Annotated in this window: 13 protein-coding genes; 12 read left to right on the plus strand and 1 reads right to left on the minus strand. The window is 37.6% G+C overall.

Features of this window, described 5'->3' with window-relative positions:
- Positions 1-159 precede the first annotated feature (159 nt).
- The 5 genes from SG0102_RS05470 (at position 160) to SG0102_RS05490 (ending at position 10,523) form a co-directional block, all read left to right on the plus strand.
- On the plus strand, positions 160-4,479 hold the full coding sequence (locus tag SG0102_RS05470) for a SpaA isopeptide-forming pilin-related protein (protein WP_162300185.1): 4,320 nt from the start codon (positions 160-162) through the stop codon (positions 4,477-4,479).
- A gap of 567 nt (positions 4,480-5,046) precedes the next feature.
- Positions 5,047-6,639 (plus strand): SpaH/EbpB family LPXTG-anchored major pilin, encoded by a 1,593-nt coding sequence (locus tag SG0102_RS05475; protein WP_125119033.1) that lies wholly within the window; start codon positions 5,047-5,049, stop codon positions 6,637-6,639.
- Between the two features lie 7 nt (positions 6,640-6,646).
- Entirely contained in the window at positions 6,647-7,666 is a 1,020-nt protein-coding gene (locus tag SG0102_RS05480; RefSeq protein WP_125119034.1) for a Cna B-type domain-containing protein, read from the plus strand.
- Between the two features lie 293 nt (positions 7,667-7,959).
- The gene (locus SG0102_RS05485; RefSeq protein WP_125119035.1) at positions 7,960-8,676 is read left to right on the plus strand and encodes a LytR/AlgR family response regulator transcription factor; all 717 of its coding nucleotides are present in this window, start codon (positions 7,960-7,962) and stop codon (positions 8,674-8,676) included.
- An 11-nt stretch (positions 8,677-8,687) separates the two neighbouring features.
- Complete coding sequence (locus tag SG0102_RS05490; RefSeq protein ID WP_125119036.1) at positions 8,688-10,523, plus strand: sensor histidine kinase; 1,836 nt, start codon at positions 8,688-8,690, stop codon at positions 10,521-10,523.
- 139 nt (positions 10,524-10,662) lie between these two features.
- Here SG0102_RS05490 and SG0102_RS05495 read toward each other — a convergent pair whose 3' ends face one another.
- Positions 10,663-11,664, minus strand: coding sequence for a hypothetical protein (locus tag SG0102_RS05495; RefSeq protein WP_125119037.1), 1,002 nt, complete (start codon positions 11,662-11,664; stop codon positions 10,663-10,665).
- A gap of 295 nt (positions 11,665-11,959) precedes the next feature.
- Here SG0102_RS05495 and SG0102_RS05500 point away from each other — a divergent pair, with 295 nt between their 5' ends.
- From SG0102_RS05500 to SG0102_RS05530, 7 genes are read left to right on the plus strand one after another with little or no spacing between them, the layout of a single operon-like run.
- Positions 11,960-13,177 carry a transglutaminase domain-containing protein gene (locus tag SG0102_RS05500; protein WP_125119038.1) on the plus strand — a complete coding sequence of 406 codons (1,218 nt, stop codon included), beginning with the start codon at positions 11,960-11,962 and terminating at the stop codon, positions 13,175-13,177.
- A gap of 15 nt (positions 13,178-13,192) precedes the next feature.
- Positions 13,193-14,077: a hypothetical protein gene (locus SG0102_RS05505; RefSeq protein ID WP_125119039.1), complete on the plus strand. Its 885-nt coding sequence runs from the start codon at positions 13,193-13,195 to the stop codon at positions 14,075-14,077.
- A gap of 8 nt (positions 14,078-14,085) precedes the next feature.
- A complete protein-coding gene (locus SG0102_RS05510; protein WP_125119040.1) occupies positions 14,086-15,486 on the plus strand; it encodes an MBOAT family O-acyltransferase in 1,401 nt (466 codons plus the stop codon).
- Positions 15,487-15,494: 8 nt separating this feature from the next.
- Positions 15,495-16,949, plus strand: coding sequence for an alginate O-acetyltransferase AlgX-related protein (locus tag SG0102_RS05515; RefSeq protein ID WP_157982983.1), 1,455 nt, complete (start codon positions 15,495-15,497; stop codon positions 16,947-16,949).
- A 3-nt stretch (positions 16,950-16,952) separates the two neighbouring features.
- Positions 16,953-17,288, plus strand: coding sequence for a hypothetical protein (locus SG0102_RS05520; RefSeq protein WP_125119042.1), 336 nt, complete (start codon positions 16,953-16,955; stop codon positions 17,286-17,288).
- 49 nt (positions 17,289-17,337) lie between these two features.
- Positions 17,338-18,789 (plus strand): AAA family ATPase, encoded by a 1,452-nt coding sequence (locus SG0102_RS05525; RefSeq protein WP_125119043.1) that lies wholly within the window; start codon positions 17,338-17,340, stop codon positions 18,787-18,789.
- Positions 18,782-19,132, plus strand: a complete 351-nt coding sequence (locus tag SG0102_RS05530) for a hypothetical protein (protein WP_125119044.1) — start codon at positions 18,782-18,784, stop codon at positions 19,130-19,132. Before SG0102_RS05525 ends, SG0102_RS05530 begins: the two co-directional genes overlap by 8 nt.
- The last annotated feature ends 1 nt before the right edge of the window (position 19,133 follow it).

The following is a 19,133-nucleotide window of genomic DNA, read 5'->3' on the forward strand; positions in this document are numbered from 1 at the left end:
AATCAATGCCGTTTGCTTATGATGTTATTGAAAATCATGAAGGTTTCAATTATGTCAAGTACAAATTATGTCATTTTATTCTCTTTTTTGGGACTATTGAGCCGATTAAGGTCTTCTTATAATACGAATAGAGTAGTTGAGAAGAAAAGAAGAGGAATTATGAAAGAAATTTATGGACAAATGAAACGGTTATTGAGAAAAAATCTAGTAGCTTTCATCAGCGTTCTTATGATTGCGGCTAGTGTGAAAGTGAATAGTGTTCATGGGGAGACAAACACGGCAGACATTCATACCAGTTTGACACCATCTTTATATGATGCTTCTGGTAAGAAAGTCACGAACATTAATAATATCGATGGTAATGGTATGAAGCTTGCTGTGAACTATTCTTTAGTTCAAGCGGAAAGCTCAAGCGAAAAAAGTTATATAAGTTTTGTGAGAGATCATTACAACATTGCCTCTGAAAAATCAATCGATATTTTATGGGGGGCAAAAACTAATTTTAGGATTGGTTCAGTAGATCCTGAAAATTATGATGGTCATTTGGATTATTCCTTAGAAATAACAAATGGCGCTTATGCAAAAACTATGGATCAATCTCATTGGTATTTACTCTATATTGATGCGTCAGGTCATGCGCATAAGCTAACAAAATCGTCAGATTATACAATTACAACAAATAGTAATGGTGCTATTTCAAAGATTGTTGTAAAAAAATTATCGAAAGCATCCGGATATGGAAATGGGACTTATTATCTCGTCGAAGCAGGTACAAAAACATATGATCCTGATAGCGGAGAAGTGGTGAACGATCCAACCACAAATGTCAATATTCCTGATGGAGAGAATGGCGCTACGGTTTCTATTCCTGTCGTTTACAGTTCTACCAATAGACTCTATACAACATTAACAGGTAAATTCAATACTAATCCAGCTTTTGATGAAACAGCGTTTACTAATATTTCAAAGGGTATTTATGGCACTGATATTGCTTCTTTATCACCAATTAAGGTTGATCTTTCAGGAGAAAATTTAAATACTGTATTAATGAATGATAATTTAAAGGCTGTCTATGATATGACCTTAACGATTGAAAATCAATCAGAAAATCCTAAATGGGATTTATTGTATTTTGATGAAAATGGCAAAAATCCTGCTGATATCACAAATGAATTAGGAACATCTTTAGCGGCATCAGTTGATAGTGATGGCTATTATAAAGTTCACTTTGTGACAGAACATAAACAGCCAGGGTACTATGTTATCGTTGAAGAAGGGAAAAAAATAGAAGAAATGAATGCTTCTAATCCTATTATTGATGGGAAAAAGGATAGTGTTCAAGCATATAAAATGGCGGTTCATGATGGCTCAACCAATGAAGTCACAGGTTATATTAAAGCACAGTTTGATGGGACACCAAGGATTGATTTTGACCAAATGAATAAAGCTAGCGCAGACTTAATTGATGGCAATATGGTTCAGACACAGGCTTTAGCTGTCGCATTTAGTCAGTGGGAAAATGATGATAGCTATAAGAAGTTAAATCAAAAAAATTATTCTCTCACGTTTGGTGCTTCCTATGCCATGGTTCCTATTAAAAATACGACGTGGAGATTACTCTATTATCCAGATAAAACTTTTACAAATGGTGTCGATATCACTGATCAAGCTAAAATCACAACTAACAATAATACTGTTTCTTATACGACAACTTATAAGAAGAATGGATATTATGTTTTAGTTGAAGTCGCTTCTAAGGAAAATACAGCCAAACCTGAATATGTAACAGATACTTCTATGTATTATGGTTATGAAGAAAGATTCTATGGTTCTAACTTGTTTAAAATCAAGAATTCTGATGGAAAGACAGAGAATGTAGCCTATTGTAATACTTATGATAATTTTGCACCGTTGTATAACGGCTTGGCTGTGCAGGGCTCAAATGATATTTATTTTAATTTATATCATCGCTATACAGATCCAATTGCCTATTGGCAAAGTTTGAGTGAAAAACAAAAATTTGGCATTAGAAGTCGATTAGGTATCACAAATGATGATAATAAGGCTGCACTTACGATTTGTGATGAAGCTTCAAAAGCTATTTATTACGGTTACCATGACAGTAGTAATGGCGTAAAGGATGATCCAGCTGGTTTATTCCGTAGGCTGCCAAGATCAGGTCAAGCTTTAGATCGCAACGGAAATCTGGTATCGGTTACGAAAACGGATTATGAGAGATGGATTACTCAGTTGGTTATTCATTATTTTACTGATGGTGTTGATGTTACACACAACAAATTTGCAAATGTTACCGATAATAATGGGCAAATAAGTGAGATTGGTAAGATCGCACAAAAGATGGTTGACATGATCAAAAACAATTCTGGCCCTGCTCTTCCTAGTGGTAAGGCAGTGTATTTTTATAAATTTGATGGTGTATATAAAATTTCTAATCCAACAGCTGATGAAAAAAACAATCCCGCTGCTTCTCAAAGGAAAGAAAAAGTAAGCTTGCCTTTTAGCGTTGGCAGTAAACCCTATGCAAATAGTCAAGATATGATTACAGCGCATTTTGAAAATTCAACAGAAAAGCTAGTTTATATTAGTAAAAAGAATATTGGTGGAGAAAATTTATCGGGGGCGAAGATCCAAATTGTAAATGACCAGCAGACAGCCGTTAAATATGGCACATATACGACCGATGGCTCTGATCATTTACTGAGCTTAGAGCCAGGTATTTATACATTTCATGAGGTCAGTGCACCAGCTGGTTATCGCCTTGCTGAAGACTTTCAGTTTAAGGTTGAGCAAGATGGTCATATTACTGTGGTTGATGCTCATGGAAATATGGTAAGTGCAGATGACAATAAATTAACAGTTACTGATTTGTCTCACTATACTGTTAAGTTTAATAAGGTAGATGAACATGGAGAATTTGTGGCAGGGGCGAAACTAAAACTGACGAAAAATGATGATCCTTCGTTTAAACAAATCACCTGGATCACTGGGACAAGTCCACATATAATCGATGATCTGCCAAATGGTCAATATACACTCTCAGAAGTAGAAGCTCCTCATGGCTATGCAAAAGCGGAAAGTCAGACATTTATCCTTGATCAAAAGACGACGCAACCAATAACCATACAAATGGTTGATCAAGAAGCCAAAAAGACTTTTACTGTTACAAAGACTTGGGGGACTGGGACGACGCCTAAAGCCATTAAAGTGAAACTGCTTAGGGATGGTTATCGGGTTCTTCCATCGGAAAGGCCAAATGATTATGAGGTTACCTTAGATAGTAATAATAATTGGACATATACATGGACAAAGCTTGATAATAATGGAACGTATTCTGCTGAAGAAGCTGCTAATGATGATGGGACTGTTCCAGTGTTAGCAAAAACGATCAAAACTTTTGAGAAGATCACGCGTTTTGATGATCTTAAAAAAGGAGATCAGCTGGTTTTTATTGCCACAAATCATCAAGATAAAGCTTTAGGGGTTCAAGAAGGTACAACAAACGCATCCACAGCGTCGCACTTTAGATTTGTAGATACAGCATTCACTGCCAAAGCAAATGGTGAAAAGTATCTTGTTAATTTACCTAGCGATGATGCTCTTTGGACGGTTGATCGAGATCCTGTTATTCGCAAGGAAGACAATAATGTCTCAATATTGCTTAAGTCAGCAGCTTATCCACAGCTGTACATGGCAAATTTCAATGGTAATGAGGCGGCCAATCTCGCAGATAAAGATCATAGTTATCCGATGTCTTATATTAATAGCAATCTTTACTATGGTGGCGAAACGAATAATAGGCGACAAAAGTATTGGTCATGGAATATGAAATATAGTAATGAAAAACAGTTCTATTGTCAGGCTCCAAATGAGGCTAATACACTTACGTTTGATGTTTATAAATTAGGCATAGCGGATGTGCAATCGGATCATACTGATCGTTTTACACTTGAAAATCAGAAGAAGAACAAACAAAAGATAAAGATTCAAATCAAGAAATTTGATGTTGACCATACAAATACCTTATTACCTGGAGCAATATTCCAAATTTATAAGGCAGATCAGGATGGCAGCGTTGATGATATCAAAGCTAAGGGGGAAAAAGTAGGGGATGCCATTAGAACAAATCGTTATGGTATCGCTATGAGTGGTGAACTTGATCCCAATACAACTTATTACTTACTAGAAACAAAAGCACCGGCTGGGTATAAGTCTCTGGATCATGTCATTAAGTTTAAAGCTATGGGCAATGATGATTCTTCAAAGATCATGATCGAAAGTGAAAAAGACAGGAATATTTATGTCACTGATGACACATTATATATTGGTAATAAAAAAGAAGCGGTTTATGAATTACCAGATACCGGCGGTCAAGGTGTTTTACCGTACAGATTATTTGGTATTTTCAGTCTAATCGTCGCTATCTTCATGTATATGAAAAAGCGACGAATAGCACAATAAAGATAAGGGCAGATCCTTTAAAGAGGAGGCTGCCCTTTAATGCTATTCATGAAATGAATAGGATCGAAAAAGAGAAACTATGAAATAAGGTGAATCTAATGAGCCAATAAATGCGGTAGGGATTATTTAGGTCAGGGGTCCTTGGCGGCACGAAGTGATCAGGGAACTAAGAAAATGGTAAAAAGAATGATGGGAATCAAGGAGCACAAAAAAGTATATATGTCAAGAGCAAATTATGCGCTTTTGTGGACCAGTCCTGGTACTTTTTAAGGATATGACTTCGCTCTATACTAGACATGTAAATTGAAGTGATATGCGAAGGGAGATGTAAACAAATTTAGAAATAAAGAAAGGGTTAATGATTGAGGGTTTAACAGTTATTTCATCCATACATTGCAGTTTAATAATAATAAAACCGTTAAGACTCAAGAATACTGATGATGGCTTGCTTTAACAAGATCATGTGAGCAAGACTCAATAATGCATATCTTCAATTTATTAATATAAAAATTTTATACTTGGTGATCTGGAGATCACCAAAAGGATTAAAGAGGAGAAATTTAGATTATGAGATTTTCAAGAAAAATTATGAGCTGCGTAGCAGCATCAACGATGGCTTTATCGATTGGTGGTGCCGCCACCGCTACAACATTAGCTGTGTCCAATTTATCAAAGGGTATTCATGTATTTGCGGCTTCAAATTATCAGGTTACAATTCACAATACCGCTAGTACAGAACATAACTTTGATATTTACCAGATTTTTACCGGTACGACAGATGGTTCATCAAACAGTATTGGGGATATCCAATGGGGGACTGGTGTAAAAGATTCTTTTAAGACGAACAAGGCTGCAGATATTGCAAATGAACTTAGCAATGGCAGTAAAAAAGCATTTGATATTGTTGATCAATTATCTGAAAACAAACAGACGGTCGTAATTGGAGCCGGAGAATCAAAAGATCTTTCATTAGCATCAGGATACTATTTAATTATCGATACCGCTAAGGGAAGTTCAAGTACCGATAAAGCTGTAAGTTATATGCTTAAGGTTTCAAAGAATACGGTTGTAACACCTAAATCAGATGTGCCAGCTTCTGAAAAGAAAGTCAAAGAAGATGATCATAAAGTTGATTACAACACTGATAGCAGATTACCTAATGTAGATGTAGGAAAGCAGTATAATGATGTTGCTGACTACTCAATTGGTGAAAATGTTCCATTCGAATTACTTGGCAGCCTACCAAGCAATTATGACTCTTATCAGACATATTCTTATAAGTTCTACGATAAGATGTCTAATGGTCTTACATTCAATAACGATGCTAAAGTAAGTTATTCTAATGATAATGGGGCTAGCTGGACAACTATTGATAGTGCTCAGTACACAGTAACTAAAACTTCTGATCAGCAATTTGATGTGTCATTTAGTGATTTAAAGAAGGTTGCAGGCGTTACCGCTAACTCAAAAATCAAAGTCGAATTTACCGCTAAATTAAATAGTCAAGCGAAAATCGGTGCGAAAGAAGGCAACACAAACGAATCTTATATTGAATATTCAAATAACCCAGATCATTCCGGAACTGGTACAACAACACCTGATAAAGTTATTGTTTTCACTTATGAATTAGATACGACAAAAGTGGATAAAGACAATCCTCAGGTGAAATTGAAAAATGCTGAATTCAAATTAGCAGATAGCAGCAAGTCAAAATGGTTAAAGATTGTTAATGATGAAGTGACTTGGGTTGCTTCTAAAGATGACGCTACAACATTAAAATCTGATGACAATGGTAAATTTGTAGTGAAAGGCTTAGATTCTGGTACTTATTACTTACAGGAAACAAAAGCGCCTGAAGGTTATAATCTTGATGAAACAATGCATGAGGTTACACTTAAGGCTGAAACAGTCAATAATCAGACGTGGGATGAAAACCCTTCATCAGCTATTACTTCATTAACTTTAAATGGAAAAGAAAATACTGGAGATACAGCAACTGGTATAGTCAATGCGACAATCGACAACGCGAAGGGACCAAAACTTCCAGAAACTGGTGGTATGGGTACTACGATGCTGTATGCTGCCGGTGGTGTCTTAGTGGCAGCGGCGACCGTTTATGTTGTTACTTCTAAGAAGAAACAAGCTGAAGCTGAAAAGTAATTCATATATGAAAAAAGTTTTGAGTACGATCTCCCTGATCGTTTCACTGCTGCTGATGATGAGTGTAAGAGGTGCTTATGCAAGCACTTCTTCCTCGCTCACGCTGACAAATACCAGAAAGGGAATGCATATTCATGTCTATCAGATTGCTGAAGTGAGAGGAGATCAATATACTTATACAGAAGCATTTGCTGATGCAACGAATACAAGCGTCGATCTTAATCACTTAAAAACAAGCGAAGAATTAAGCGCGGCAGCCGATACCCTTAAAGGATATGCCGCAAAAGTATCGGGCATAGATGTTATTGCTTCTGCTAATCAGACAAATATTTCTCATTTAAAAAATGGCATATATCTGATCTTAATAGATAATTATCAAGATGGCTATACAACTTATAGTTACCTTCCTTATATTATTCAGATCCCCAATGTAACTCAGGTTGAATTGTCAAAATATACGAAAACGACAACATCAAATAAAGTATATCAATATGATCTTACAAAATATTGGTCAGGTGGATCTTCTTATCCGGAGACGGTTAAAGTTGATTTGTATAATGGTTCAACATTCGAAAAAACATTAACTTTAAAAAAATCCAGCAACTACTCTTTATCGTGGACAAGCACGACACAAAAAAATTATGCGATCGTTGAACATGCTATAAAAGGGTATACGTCAAGCGTGAAAATAACAAATAATGGTGATACCACGCATATTTCCTTAATCAATACCGTTAATTCTGAGATGACTACTTATCATGCTCAGGCGGCGACGCCTCAGGCCAACAGTACGAGTCAGACAATGAGTGGAAGTCAGAAAAATCCTTCTAGGACAATGACTTCAAGTTCAACCCCTTCATATGAATCTAATAAGACATCCACCCATACTAAGAAAACAAATACGCGTCCAACGGCTTCTCATCATGCTGTAAAAACTGGTGATACGACAAATGTGACAAAGTATATTGCGCTATTTGGTTTTGCCGGCCTTATGCTGATAATTATTGGAAAATATTTAAAGAACTAGGGTATATCTCCCTAGTTTTTTCTTTGGGAAATATTAAGCATTGCTTAACTTATGTTTGGAAGCTATTTAACTGAACGTAAATCTGTTAATATGGGACAATGCGAAGATAGTGCTTTGATATAATCATAAAAGTTTGAAAAGAATTATTTGCTGGGATTTATTTTCTTTTATGTGACATTGTTGCTATAATGTATTTATCATTTGCAATAGTGGAATTGAATTGATATTAAGGGATGTAAATGATCATTTTGATGACAGAAAATATCATATTATAGAAGGGAAAGGTGAATTTCATGCGCAAATTAAAGCTGGCTATTTGCGAAGATGAAGAAAAAGAATATCAGAATTTTCTGACGCTATTAGAAAAATCGGGTGTTGAAAACGAAGTGGATTACTTTTGTGATGGCAGTGATCTTTTAAAGCAGTTCTATCAGGGAAAATATGATCTGATTTTTATGGATATTTACATGAATCAAATGAATGGCGTTGAGACGGTCTCGAAAATTCGTGAAATTGATGAGCATGTTCCCATTGCTTTTACGACGACAAGTAAGGACCATTTTGCGGACGGCTTTCGCTTACGTGTGAATCGCTATTTGGAGAAACCGTTACAACAAAGCGATTTTAATGAGACACTGCAAATGGCGCAGGAAGCTCTGAAACTCAGACCGCATATTACTGTCAAAAGTGAAGGAAAAGATGTGGAATTGATGGAGTCGGATATTGCTTTTGTAGAACAGTCACGACACCATCTCTTTATCAATATGACGGGCAGTAAAAAAGTGAAAACATTAGGGAAATTAGATGACTTTGAAAAGCATCTTCCGCATCCACCGTTTTATCGCTGTCATAAAAGTTATTTAGTTAATCTCACCCAGGTGGCCTCATTGGATAAAGAAAATCGAATGTTTGTCATGAAAGAAGGCGACTATGTGTATATTCGCAGAGCATCTATTTATGAAGCTGCGCGAGTTCTCAAACAATTCTTATTTTCTAACGTAAGAGATTAGGGGGGACACTTTTGAAGACATTGAAAGAATTACATCCGAATCGGATCTTTTTGGCGATTGCTGTGATCTTTATCGTGGTAGGAACTCTGATTGGGCAAATGTATGATCGCAGTGCGAAAAAACATATGAATAGTGTCCGCATCTATCATCGTGTTAACTATTCTTATTCACAGAAACAGGGACGTATGTCTTTACCGCAAACATTGACGCAGTTAAAACCGCGGACAAAAGTGCATATTGATTTTGATGTCAGAGGAAAGCCAGGAGAATTGCTTTATGTCAAGACGGTTTATGCGCCGGTCAAAGTATATGCTGACGGGAAACTTATTTATGAATATGGGGATCCAAAGACGCGCCCTTCGTTTATGAAAGATCCCGCCTGCAGTGTGAATACTGTCTCCCTGCCTTTTGATGGCGAACATAAGACAATACATATCCATATGACATACTGGTCTTTAAAAGGTCGTTCGCATCTCACTTTAAAACCTTGCGCGGTTGGCAATCAGGGTGAAGTGATGAGATACATTAGTCAGAATTACAGCTTTTCTCGTGGCATATCAATCTTTTTTCTGATTACAGGAGTGATTTTAGTATTTTTTGCTTTCTTTTTCTTAAATGATATTGCTCCTGTTAAACGTATCTTTTATTCTGGATTACTTATTGCCCTGGCTGGTTTGTGGCAATATTGTATGAATGACCTTTCTATTTATATTAGTCAAAGCGTTAATGGGCTCTACTTGTTATCATTCTCGAGTATGTTTATGCTGATGATACCAATGACAAAATTTGTTTCTGTACAGCTGGGCAATCGTAAAGATAAACTTCTTCCTTTTGTGACTATCTGTAATGAAGTTTCGTTCATTGCGGCGATGGTCTTGCAGTTTGCAGGTTTCGTTGATTTTGCTACAAGTTTTTATTTCTTTATCATTGAAGAGGCTATGTCTCTTGTTTTGGTTGCTGTGATTATGGGTTATCATACGATGCGCAATCATCACAATGATGACCGGACTTTCTTTATGTCTACTTTAACGTTAAGTGTTTTTATGATCTTATCCATCATTCGTCGACTGACAGGAAGTACTTCTGATACGATGTTTGTGCTGATGGGATTTTATCTCTTTGTAGTCATTTTGATTATCTTTTTACAGTCTCTATGGAAGAATATGATGATTCAGAAAGAAAAGGCTATGGCCCTTGAAAACGAGATGTCTCAGTTAGAGAACGCGATTGAAGCGCAAAAGCATCATAACGAGCTGCTCATTGCCCATGCCGAAGAGGTACGAGAACAGCGCCATGACTTACGCCATCATTTAGTGGCATTAGCACAAATGGTCGATCAAAAGAATTTTCTGGGGATCAAAAAGTATGTTGAAGATATGAAAGCTTCGATGCCTATGAATAATGCGGTGACATATTGTGATAATCAGATTATCAATGCATTATTATCCTATTATGTAGAAAAGGGTCGTAAAAGTCATATTGAAATGGATATCTTAACGCAGATTCCGGCGCATAATCCACATATTTCCGATAATAACTTATCTGTTATTGTCGGAAATATGATTGAAAATGCGATCGAAGCCTGCAATAAACAGGAATCTGGGGAAAAGAAGATTATTTTGCGTGCCAAAGTACAAGGAAATATGCTGATTTTTACAATGGATAATACGTTCAATGGTGAAGTGCGAAAACGTGATGGTCATTTTGTTTCCAGCAAAGTGGCGGATGGATCGCGCATTGGCATAGGGCTGAGTTCAGTGGAATCGATTGCACATAAATATCATGGAGAAGCGGAATTCCATGGTGAAGGGCATATTTTTAAATCATCTGTTTATTTAGAAATGTAGGTGTTCGTCCTACATTTCTTTGGTTCTTCATAGACATTTCATTGCCGTATTTTATGTGTTACACATTTTTATCAACGAGCCTAAAGTAAAGCTGTTCAAGTTTTATGATGGTAATAAAAAAAGGAGCAGGGCGGCTCCTTTAAGAAGAAATGTGGGTTTCAAGTTCATTGGCTGAGGAGATCTTGAAGGATTCCTGAGTAAAAATCAGCTTTGAAGAGATTTGCTTAAGCTGCTTTGGATTCACTGCTTTGGCGCTGATAAAAATAAAGTGATCGTTTATGATATAAAACAGACCGCGATGAGGAAGCATGTGATAAAAGTTGAGGGCAGCTATTTTCAGCTCTTCATTAAAGATATCCTGACCATATGTATTGAGAATGTTTTCTTTATTAGTGAGGGTATAAAGTGTTACATTTTTACCTGAATAATTATGATGACGCTGCAAGTAGTTGTCGTTATAGAAGTTTGTAACGGGATCCTTATCATTTTTTAAATCTTCCATATGCTTGATTTGTATAAACATAGCGAGGGAGCCGAAAGCCCAGACTACCGGATATTGTAAAAATATTGCCTGGATTGCCATCCCGATAATGATCGGTAAAGCAATGAGAAGCTTGGCTTTAAAATCAATATTGGCGAGCCTTTGAGAAAGATCCATATAAAAGACGATCACCCATATGATATAGACGAGAAATAATGAAATAAAAAGGTCAAAGCCATTTAAACGGGAATAAACAAGGGCGTTGTTTATTTCAAATAAAAATGGCGTAAAGATGTTTGCTAATAGTAATACGACCCCGGTAATTGTCGTGACACACGGCAGGGCAAGAGAGTCAAAGTCATATTTATGATCATAATATATTGATAAGATTATTGTCCAGGTCATGCCGATGACGAGATCTCCGAAATAAAGGAATGTGTTGACTAAAAGCAGGAAGTGAACGTTGAAAGAGCCAAGAAAGAAAAAGCCCGTATTTGAAAATGGAGCAATGAGACAGCATAGGAGATCAGTCCCTAAAAAGAGATAAAATAACTGTCGCTCATGGCTGTTTCTGGTGAGCGTGCGCACTCGAAAAAAGAGTGAAATCAAGATCATGATCGCGAGCAAATTGGCAATGATATTTATTGTAAGGGCCTTCATATGATATACCTCCTATAAGGCATTGTAAATCAAATATTTCATGTGTCAAGTTACCAAAAATACAAGAAAAAAAGATCGCAGCTATTTTTCAAATCATTAAAATAACAAAGCCTTAAAGATAGGATTAATACTTATTATAGACATGAAAGCGAGCTTAGAAACGTAAGAATCAAAAAAGGTTTTCTAGTTTGAAAATCAATATTTTTTAGGGATCGTAAACTTGAATGTGACAAATAATAGTGATAATCTAAGACTATGGTTGAAGCCAAATGGAAAAGGAGAAAAAGGGGAGTCTATGAGAAGGAAACATTTAATGGTGACGCTCGTTTGTGCGTGCATGGTCGGGAGTATGTCTTTAACCGGCGTGCAGGCAGCGCAAAAGGGGGATAAAGTATCCTTTATGCAGGATACGAAAAAAGCGAATGGGGTGTACAAAGTCGGCAGCACCTATCGCTATTTTGATAATGAAGGAAAAATCTATCGCGGGAAAGCGAAGCTGGTTCATGCCGATAAGGGTATTTATTACGTGAAAAAAGATGGCGCGACGTTCCATGGCTGGAACGTTCTCGGTAATAAGCTCTATAATTTTTCTGGGAAAGGTAATCGCGCCTTAACGAATACCACGTCACGTAATGTCAAATTACTCGCTAGTGGGGTAGCGGTTAATAATGAAGAATCACAGATCTTTGTGAAGGTCTTGAATATTCTCAAGCGTAAAGGGCTGCTAGAAGCAAGCGCTAGCGCTAAGCGACAGGCTTTATGGAATTATTTAACCTCACATGCTAACTTTAGTTACTTTATGAAATATCCGAATTTAAGCACTAAATCCTGGGCAAAGGATTATGCGTTATGGATGTTAGATCATCATAAAGGCAACTGTTATGGCTTTGCATGTACGTTTTCGGCCATGTGCTATGTCATTGGTTATAATCCGGAAATTGTCTGCGGCCGCGTCCATGGATCACGTGACCATGCGCGTGATGGGTTTACTCGTCATGCCTGTTTAAAGATCAATGGGAAATGGTACGATCCGGAAGCGACGTTTGCCGGCTGGATGCGTGGGGTTTACGGCGCAGGCAGCTATCGGGCAGCTTTTATTGGTCGGAAAACTTATAGTTATGCTAAACAAAATGGTAATAAGCTCAATATTCAGATGGCTAAGAAAGGGCAAACTTATTACTACACTAAAGGCGAAACGATTTACGGCTTTGATACTGGCAATAAGCCAATAACAGGTTATTACGTCATTAATAATAAGATCTATTACTTTAATAAGAACCATACGACAACCAAAGAAGCAGCGAAAAAGCTGCAGGCGCTCTTTGCTTATAAAAAGCCATTTGCACAGGTAAAAGCATTACTTGGGGAAGCAAAAGAAAGTAAAGATATGGGCCCTGGCTGCAGCGGTATCGCCGGGACAGAAATGCTTTATACGTATGATCATATTAAGGTAGCGACCGTTATTCCATATGATGGCAGTGAAGAAATCTTTTTATCAGTGAGCGAAAAATAAACGAGGAGGAAATTTATGAAATCTTTTACATTAGGCGCATTAGCGGTGATGATGACGTTATCGATGTCACCAGTTTATGCGAAAGCCAAAAAGGTCAACGGCTTTCAGAAAGTTGGCAACAGTTATTACTATTATAAAAAGAAGAAGAAAGTAACGGGCTTACAGAAGATCAGCGGCCAGACTTACTATTTTGCGAAAAACGGCAAGATGGCAAGCGGCATGCAGACAATCGGCAAGAAAGTTTATTACTTCAAGAAGGCTAAAAATGGCAAAGCACCCCTGCAGAAGGGAAAGATCTTCTATTCAGTAGGGAATAAAAAAGGCAATGCGGCGATTTTAGAGACCTTGGTCAAATCATCTTACAAAAATACTAATAGTCGCGAGAAAAACTTAAAGATTGCTTATGACTATCTGATGAAGAAAATGTCCTATGGCGGCTGGAGCTTTGAACCAAGCTATAAAAATGGCTGGTACAATAATGTGGCTGATGAATTAGTCAATGACAATAATTATCAGGGCAAATGCTGGGACTATGCGGCGATGACGACTTTAGCAGCCAAAGCGGTTGGTTATAATCGTAATGGGTATAGTGTTTATGCGATCAATGGTAAACAAAACTTAGAACAGACGGATTTGACAACTCATGCTTATACAATTGTTCATGACAATAAAGCCAATAAAGACTATATCTTAGATGGTGTCTTTGATGATCGCGGCGGTCATTATAATTCTCAGACCGCGCAGTATTTCATGCAGGAATATGTCAATGTCTCTGATAACTTCTATCGTTTAGCGCGTGAGACAAATGTTCCTGTTGATGTTAATGGGCATTATGTTTTACCAACGGAAAATACCGATGTGAACAGTTTCGTTTATCAGGAACTTGGACGTCATAAGTAGGTGGCTCCATGGTTTTCAGTTCAGCACCGTTCCTCTTTATATTTTTGCCTGTCCTCTTTATCCTTTATACGATCATTCCGCATCTTAAGGTAAAAAATGCTTTACTTATTATTGCCAGTCTGATCTTCTATGGATATGGAGAACCGGTCTTTGTCTTTGTAATGATTGGGTCGGTCTTTGTCAATTATGTTTTAGCGCGTTTATTAGTAGCCTATAATGATCATCGTAAGCTCTTTGTGAGCTTAGCGGTAATCTTTGACTTAGCGATGATTGGGGTCTTCAAATATACTGGGTTCATTATTGAAAATATCAATGCCGTAGCCCATTTAGGAATCCCTAATCCCCACATTACTTTGCCAATTGGTATCTCATTTTTTACCTTCCAGATCTTATCTTATGTGATTGATGTGGATCGTGATCATTCTTTATTATCGAAAAACTATTTTGATGTCTTATTATATATCTCGTTTTTCCCGCAGCTGATTGCTGGACCAATCGTTAAGTATCACGATGTCGTGATGTATATTAATAATCGTCATCAGACCTTATCGGAAGTATCGCAAGGGATCCGTCGTTTTATCGTTGGTTTATCAAAGAAGTTATTTTTAGCGAATGCGATGGGGGAAGTAGCGACGGCAATGTTTGGCTTAAAATATGGCGATATGTCATTTGCGACCGCTTGGGCTGGGGCTCTCTGTTATACCTTACAAATCTATTTTGATTTCAGTGGGTATTCGGATATGGCGATCGGTTTAGGCCATATGTTTGGTTTTACGTTCTTAGAAAACTTTAATCATCCTTATATTTCTACGAGTATTCGTGAGTTCTGGCGTCGCTGGCATATTTCCTTATCCACCTGGTTTAAGGAATATCTGTATATTCCTTTAGGCGGTAACCGTAAAGGAAAAGGACGGACATATATCAATAAACTGATCGTCTTCTTCTGTACTGGCTTATGGCATGGCGCTGCCTGGACATATGTCATTTGGGGGATGATTCATGGTTTAGCGATCATGGCTGAAGATGCAAGCGGCCTCACGAAGTTTACCAAGAAACATAAATGGTTAGGCTGGCTGTATACGATGCTTATCGTTATTGTGGCCTTTGTCTTATTTAATTCCACGTCAATGACCCAAGCCGGCGAAATGATTCGTCATATGTTTGTCTATAGCCGCGGGAATGTCAATGCTTATAATGCGTTAGTCAGTGTCTTAACACCATGGCATATGGCCTTATTTGTCATTGCGATCATTGCTAGTACGCCGCTTATCGATATCGTTAAACCACAGTTAGAAAAGAACGTCGCTTTCAATGCGGTAAGTTATGTCGCCGCTTATGGCTTATTTATTTTATGCATTTTAAATATCGCCAATGCTTCATTCAATCCATTTATTTATTTCCAGTTCTAGGAGGGCTTATGAAGAAGATCTATAAAGTATTATTTATTACAGCCTTTTTTACCTTAGCGATCACGCCTTTTGCCCTCATGCCTTTCTTTGGCTTTCAGGCCGCAGAAAGTGATGCGAGTGATGTCAGCATGCCGCTCATGTTTGAAGATCATCACTTTAATAGTGATTACTTTACTCAGTTAGGGGACTTCTTTTCTAAGAAGTTTGCCTTCCGTCAGCAGTTTGTGACGGCTAATGCAACCCTTATGAGTAAGCTAACCCATACCAGTGCCCAGGCAAATGTGATTGAAGGGAAAGAGGATTATCTTTTCTATGGCACAACCTTAGATGATTATGAAGGCAAGAAAACGATGAATGATCATCAGATTGCCAACGCCGTCTATAACTTAAAGCTGATGCAGGAGACGTTAAAAGACAAGGATGATGTAAACTTTACATTTACCATTGCCCCCAATAAGAATTCTCTCTATGGGCAGTATATGCCTAGCGGCTATAAGATTCAGCCAGGCAGTCGTAATGCGACGCGCTTAAAGCAAGCATTAAAACATTCCAATGTGCATTATGTGGATCTCTATTCTATTTTTCATAAGCGTAAAGAAGTGCTTTATCAGAAAACGGATTCCCATTGGAACAACAAGGGCGCAGCCTTGGTACAAAACAAGTTATTAACAGCGATGCATAAGCAGCATACGAACTTTGCCCGGCTTAAGTACGATATTCGTCATGATATGCAGGGGGACCTTTATAAGATGCTTTATCCCGCTTTTAAAGGGCGCGAAGCGCAAGTCTATTATAAACGGCCTTTCACTTATAAACGTATTGATGACAAAGATCGCAGTGCCACTACTGATGATATTTATCAGACCAAAAATAAAAGCAAAAAAGGATCTTTGTTAATGTTTAGAGATTCCTTTGGTAATACCTTAACGCCATTTATGGCGGAAGAGTATCATAATGGTTTATTCTTAAAGGGATTCCGTTATGAATTAACGCAGGCTTACAGTGATGATGTCAATGCGGATGATGTGGTCATTGAATTGGTTGAACGGAATCTGGTGAACTTATCGACGTATACGCCGCTTGCGCCAGGTAAAGATTACGAAGGTGCTTTTAAAACAGCGAAGATTAACGATCATGTTTCAACCTTCTCGGCGAAAACCGAAGCGAACTATACGATGGATGGTTATCGTAAGTTAAGCGGACATATGAATCCGAAGTATCTTAAAAAGGATACAACGACTTATGTCCATGTGTATAGCGGGGATGAATCGTACATTTATAAAACCTATCATGCCAGTGAAGATTTAAAAGGAAAATATGCGGATGATGGTTATGGATATTACATTGATGAGCTAGCACTTTCACCAGGAAAGAAGTATAATGTATCTGTCATCTATCAAAATGGCAAAAACTATCAGGAAACACAGGCGCTGGGTCACTTTACCAGTGCGAAGGGAGAGTAATTTATGAAAGCATTATTAAAGAAATGTTTAGCAGCGGTGATGGCTTTAACCGTTGCCTCAACGACAGCTGTCGCCACTTATGAAAATGAAGGAGCTGTTGTTGTCGAAGCCAAAAAGTTATCTGCCAAGCAGCAAAAGAAGATCGCTAAAAAGTATGTTGGCAAACCAATTAATGCCTTAGTACGTAAGATCGGTCGTTATAAACGCGGCCAGGTGTCCGCTTCATGTAACTCAGCTGGTTACTATGAAGGTCTTTATCAGTGGAAAGGCTTCAAAGTAAAAACGCGTTCAAAATCTAAGAGCAAGAGCTCAGTACAGATTATTAAAGCTGTGAAATAAGATCAAGGTGGAGTCATTCCACCTTTTCGTTTAGAAAGAAGGTGAGACCATGCACAGTATCAACTTATTAGCCCATTTACAGACACGGGAAACCACCTCCCAGGAAGATTTTGCCCTTTATGCGAAAATTGAATGTCAGTCTTTTGGTAAAGTGACAAAGCCTTGGGAAGAAGAGGATTTAGCTTCTTTCTGTCATCTTTTTAAGCGGGGGTATCTCTTTTATGAAAACTGGTTTTACAATTTTAAGATTGAACAGATCTCAAAAGAGTTTGATTTACTAAGAATTGGCAAAGATTATATCATCAATGTCGAACTCAAACATGATGCGACGATTGAAAAGATAACCAAACAGCTTTTACAAAATCGCTATTACTTAGCCTTTTTACAGACGCCGATTCATTCCTTTACTTATATCGCCAAAACAAATCAGCTCTATAGCTTAAGCGATGACCATGTTGAAGTCTGTGATCCCGGTATTTTAGAAACGCTCATTACCCGCCAGCGTATCCGCCATGTACGTGATCTCAATACGCTTTTTAGACCTGATCTCTTTCTTGTCAATCCGTTAGTCGAAACAGAGAAGTTTTTAAAAGCCCAGTATTTCCTTACCGATCAGCAAAAGATGATTGAAAATGAGATTGTCAAATATTTAGAAGAAGAGACTTATCACTTCTTTGCGATCAGCGGGGATTACGGGACGGGAAAAACATTACTGCTTTATGATTTGGCGCGGTTATTAATGAAAGAGCATCAGGTTACCGTTTTACACTGCGCAAAAGCAAATCAGGGCATTGCCCGATTAAAACAGGATGGCTATCAGATTTACTGTTTGAATGAGCTCCATACAATGTCTTTCACACAGACGAAGATCCTGATTGTCGATGAAGCGCAGCGCTTATCAAATAAGAATCGTTTGGATTTAATTAATACTCTCAACCAAAAAGGCATCATTGGTATCTTTGCCTATGATCCTCATGGCTATTTCAGTGATCTCAAACAGGATTTTACCTTCTTAGAAGATAATGGCGAACTCCATAGCTTTAACTTAACGCATCGCATCCGCACCAATAAAGTGATGGCTAACTTTATTTCCGCTTTGTTTGATCAGAAACGTTATAATCATACATTGAATTATTCTCCTGTGCATATGGTCCATATGACAGCGCGTAATGATGCCCAAAGCTATACCCGTTATTTAAGTTCTCTTGGCTATGTCGAGATCAGCGGTGATCATTTAGAAGATCACTATTTCTATGATGAAGAGAAGAATATCATTACCCAGGAAGATATTATTGGCAAAGATTTTGAAAAAGTCGTTGTGACATTAGATGAACATTACTATTATGATGAAGAAGGACGTTTACGTCGTGATGATGAACATTCTCTCTATGTCCTCTATCAGGGGATTACCAGGGTGCGTTCATCATTGATGATTATCGTCCTTAACAATCAGCCTTTATTTCAAAAAGGTCTGGCAATATTAGGAGAAGCTTATGAATAAAATGATAGCAATGATTTTGATGATTTTCATCAGTTTGCTTTTTATCATCTTTGGTATCAAAGATCTCAGTATTCCTTTTCGCTTTCGTGAAGAGGTGACAGGCATATATTATGACTGTATTACCAAAGGAAAGAAACATTATCCCCGCTATCAGGTAAATGGTGTGCTGATGACGAGTCACTTTGATGTATCCCCATTAGATTTACCAAAGTATCAAGGGGAACGCACGCTTTATTTACGGGGAAAAGCATTATGCCTCAATCCGGCAAGTTATTTTATTCATGGACTCGTTGCCTTAGCGGTCGGAATCATGTTACTATTGATGGCAATTAAGATATTTTAAA

Source organism: Intestinibaculum porci (assembly GCF_003925875.1).
In the GTDB taxonomy this organism is placed as follows: domain Bacteria; phylum Bacillota_I; class Bacilli_A; order Erysipelotrichales; family Coprobacillaceae; genus Intestinibaculum; species Intestinibaculum porci.